This window comes from uncultured Thiodictyon sp., assembly GCF_903946935.1.
GTDB lineage: Bacteria > Pseudomonadota > Gammaproteobacteria > Chromatiales > Chromatiaceae > Thiodictyon.
Genome location: NZ_CAJAXH010000236.1, coordinates 1 through 3964 on the forward strand (window position 1 = coordinate 1; position 3964 = coordinate 3964).

3 protein-coding genes are annotated in these 3964 nt (G+C 59.7%); 2 read left to right on the forward strand and 1 reads right to left on the reverse strand.

What is annotated here, in order from left to right:
• Window positions 1–875: 875 nt before the first annotated feature.
• On the reverse strand, window positions 876–1217 hold the full coding sequence (locus QZX93_RS20925; protein ID WP_295391092.1) for a hypothetical protein: 342 nt from the start codon (window positions 1215–1217) through the stop codon (window positions 876–878).
• Between the two features lie 526 nt (window positions 1218–1743).
• Between QZX93_RS20925 and QZX93_RS20930 the strand changes: the two genes are divergently transcribed.
• Both QZX93_RS20930 and QZX93_RS20935 read left to right on the forward strand, forming a co-directional pair.
• Window positions 1744–2310 (forward strand): ATP-binding protein, encoded by a 567-nt coding sequence (locus QZX93_RS20930; protein ID WP_295391090.1) that lies wholly within the window; start codon window positions 1744–1746, stop codon window positions 2308–2310.
• A 93-nt stretch (window positions 2311–2403) separates the two neighbouring features.
• The gene (locus QZX93_RS20935) at window positions 2404–3591 is read left to right on the forward strand and encodes a hypothetical protein (RefSeq protein WP_295391088.1); all 1188 of its coding nucleotides are present in this window, start codon (window positions 2404–2406) and stop codon (window positions 3589–3591) included.
• Window positions 3592–3964 lie beyond the last annotated feature (373 nt).

Here is a 3964-nt window from a genome sequence, read left to right on the forward strand (position 1 = left end):
CCGAGGGCACCGGCACGCCGACCAAGTGAAACGCGCAGAATATGTTGTCACGGACAGAATCCTCACTGTGTCGGGCCGTGTATCGCCCGCACGTTATCTCAAACCGCCACCCGCAACGCTTCCCCCGCATTACCGGGGATCGACCCTACGATGGGTGGCTCCGACTTCCGCACCCCGCCGCCCGTGTCCTTGCCTTTTTCGCTTGTTCACGGGTGCCCACATCCAGCGGACCAAGATGGGGACCTCCTCGGTTACCGCGCATTCTCAATGTCAGGCTCGACATGGCCTGGGACCCCGGGGAGTACCCGCATCGCTCGCTGTAGCGCGATACGGGTTGTTACCTGCCAGCGGGCCAAAGCCGTCGGCACTCTCCGACTAAAATTTTCGGGGCTCAAAACCTTCAAGGTCGGCTCCATCCGTTACCTTTACACCTCGCCTGCTTTCGCGCCTACGCATCGACGCGCCCGTTACCGTTCGTGCCGCAAGGCTCGATACTGGGCTCGTAGCTAGCGACTACCCAGGTGGGAGTTCCACCCACTAGATTACGCGACATTGCCAAGCCGCACTGGCCCCTTTACCCTTCAGGTCGTCTCGATGATCCGCATCGAGAACGGCTGGCTTCGTCTGACCGGCACTCAAGATCATGGCTTTGGACCCATCGCTTCACAACCACGCACCACTATCGCATACAATGGTATAAGGTTTCTGAGAAATCACCTTAGGCCGGAAACCGTTGTCTGTCCCCGATATTCCGGTCCCCGATATTCCGTCCCCGATATTCCACCGATATTCCACCGATATTCCCAACCGGTGAATGCCCGCGTGATCGTCCGCTGAGGTCCGGGGCCGGGGGAGCCCCCGGCCCACACCCGCGATCAGAAAAGCGCCAGTTCCCTGACCGCGGCCTTGAGTGCCGGGTCCTCGTCCAAGGCCCCCTCCCAGAAGCGGTAGACCTGCGCCTCACCGCCCTCCCCCAGGGTCAGTTCCGCCATAAAACCGCTGGCGCCGGCCGGTGCCGGGCGCTCCCGCGGCTCGCCCAGATCGCGCAGGACCGCCGACAGGTCGTCTTGCTGTTGGCGGCTGAGTTGGCCATGGCGCGGTTTGTGACTGGTGTGGTCGCCGCGATTGACGACGAAGGCGCCGGCGGTGTCGACGCCGATCTCCAGCATGTAATCGTCTTCGCCGACAACCCGATAGCTCAATGGAAAGGGTGACATGAATACCACTCCCGGACAGTACGATTGAACCAAGATGCCCGGCGACATTGTACGCGCGCCCCGGCCGCCGCGCCTCTGGGCGACCAGGTCAGGAGCCAATGCCGTTAAGTTAACGATTTTCCGTTCGCCCTGAGCTTGTCGAAGGGTGAACGGAAAACCCCAAGATACCGAAAGTTACGCCGTTCATGGTTCGACAAGCTCACCAAGAACGGCTTACATTAATGGCATTGGGTCAGGACCAGGGCGCCGCGCCCGAAGGCTCGCTGTGCGAACCAAGCACCTCGCGGTCGATGTGCGCGGCGCTTGGGTGGAAACGGGGGTGGAGACGAACCCACGGTTGCGCTATGGTGGAGCGCCATCGCGCCCGCCGCACCCAGATGAAGCGCATGACTGCGCCGGCATGAGCGCGTTAAAGTGCCGCACCAGGCCGCGGTTTGAGCTGGGTCACCAGCCGGCTGAATCGACTTTGACCCCGGCGCCTATTGCTCACGGCGCCGGGCGATGCGGATTAAGGGGAGCCAGTGCCATGAACATCGAGCGCCTGTTACAGCGGATTCGCCTGGGCGAAGACTCCACCTTTGAGTTGAATCAGGTGACGGTTCGCGCCAACGGTAAGGCAATCGAGCCCCATGCCGACGGACTCTCCGATGAACTGGCCGCGCTAGGCAATGCGAATGGCGGCACCCTGGTCCTGGGCGTCGATGACAAGACCAAAGCGATCAGCGGCATCCCGTTGGAACATCTGGATACGGTGGAGGCCTGGCTGACGGCCATCTGCACCGATCGGATCAGACCGCCGCTGGATGTGGTGACCCATCACCTGGAACTGCCGGGTGCCGACGGCCAGCTGCGGGCGGTGATCGTCGCCGAGGTGCCGCGCAGCCTCTGGGTGCATGAGAGCGCCAATGGCTATTTCCGGCGCGTCGGGCACGCCAGGCGCAAGCTAACCCCTGATGTATTGGCCAGGCTATTTCAGCAACGCAGTCAGGCGCACCTGACCCGTATCGCGGAACAGGAGGTTGCCGTTCCCGCCACAAGGCTCGATACTGGGCTCGTGGCTAGCGATTACCCAGACGGGAATTTCACCCGCTAGATTACGCGGAATTGCCGAGCCGCGCTGTCGCCCGAACGCACTTTCCGTATACGCGAAGCGAAACTCAATCCCTGGTATTTGTTGGTCAAGTTTATGCAAGACGATTCCGACAGAACCGGAAAGCAGAAACAGCCAAGTGGACTAGGGTGCTTTGGCTACTTTGTCGTCTTTGCCATCGCGGTTGGTCTTATCGTATCGGGCATCTGGATCCTCTACGAGGCAGCTCTAATCGTCAGCATTCTGCTACATCCGTCGGACTTCCTCTCCGGCGTAGGGGATGGGTTTCGGCATGCTGTTCACTATAGCGATAGCGTCCTCATCTTCATTGCTATTCCGATCGTCGCCCTTGCTATTGCTTTGGCCACGGTTGGCACCCTCACTCTTGCATTTGCTCTGGCTGTCGCGAGTATCCGATCGAGAACTCCGCGCGTCTTCATTTCATACCATCATTCAATGCTTTTGGATGCCCGCACCCTACAGAGCAAGCTAGACGGCGGCGGATTCAAGGCCTTGATGGAGCCCTTCATCACGGCGCCAGAGCACGACCAAATCCTCGACGAGATCTACTCAATGGTAGAGCGAGCCCACTTCGTTGTGTGTCTCCCGGGACCTGTCCCGTCTTTTGTGGAGCACGAGGTAGCTGCCGCGATCGCCCAAAAAAAGCCTGTGTTCTTTCTTCTCGCCCCTGAACAGAGGGGCATACCCAACACCGCACAACATAGCTATCCGATACTCCGCCTAGACCGATTACGCACCGCCGGTTTCATACCACTACTCCGCCTACTTCACTATTTGCACGGGAGCTTTGGATCCACCTTCCGTCTTTATTTCACGCCAACGCGACTTCCATCTCTGATTGAGATCTTAAAATCTGGGCTCAGTTATGCGAGTGCGGCGCTCGTAGGGACTTCGGTGCTGATTGCCATACTCAGCAACATACGCGAACTGTTGGCGTTCAGCGCTAAGGTCGAAGGATACCTGTGGGGAACTTCTTTCGGAGCAGGGGCGATTGCCATGGTGGCGTGGCTAAGCGTAACGCTGGCACTTCACTTTTCGATTGGCGGAGTCACGACGATTCGCAACCGCGGCATCGCTATTCGGCAGACGAAACGCATGCTCAGAGATGGAAGCTACTCCTACGACACACTTCATCGCTTGCTGCGTCCAACAAAGGGGCTGTTAACCCTCCTGCGTCCTTTCTTTCGCAAAGCACAACTTTCTTACCATGAGGTTCGTGCGCACGACGCGAACGGCAGTCCGGGGACAGACCCTGCGCAATAGGGGCCAGTGCGGCTTGGCAATGTCGCGTAATCTAGTGGGTGGAACTCCCACCTGGGTAGTCGCTAGCCACGAGCCCAGTATCGAGCCTTGCGGCGCGAACGGTAACGGGCGCGTCGATGCGTAGGGGCGAAGCAGGCGAGGTGTAAAGGTAACGGGTGGAGCCGACCTTGAAGGTTTTGAGCCCCGAAAATTTTAGTCGGAGAGTGCCGACGGCTTTGGCCCGCTGGCAGGTAACAACCCGTATCGCGCTACAGCGAGCGATGCGGGTACTCCGCGGGGTCCCAGGCCATGTCGAGCCTGACATTGAGAATGCGCGGTAACCGAGGAGGTCCCCATCTTGGTCCGCTGGATGTGGGCACCCGTGAACAAGCGA

Coding starts and splice junctions, on each gene's coding strand:
- QZX93_RS20925 (WP_295391092.1), bottom strand. CDS start 1,217: ATGTCACCCTTTCCATTGAGCTATCGGGTTGTCGGCGAAGACGATTAC.
- QZX93_RS20930 (WP_295391090.1), top strand. CDS start 1,744: ATGAACATCGAGCGCCTGTTACAGCGGATTCGCCTGGGCGAAGACTCC.
- QZX93_RS20935 (WP_295391088.1), top strand. CDS start 2,404: ATGCAAGACGATTCCGACAGAACCGGAAAGCAGAAACAGCCAAGTGGA.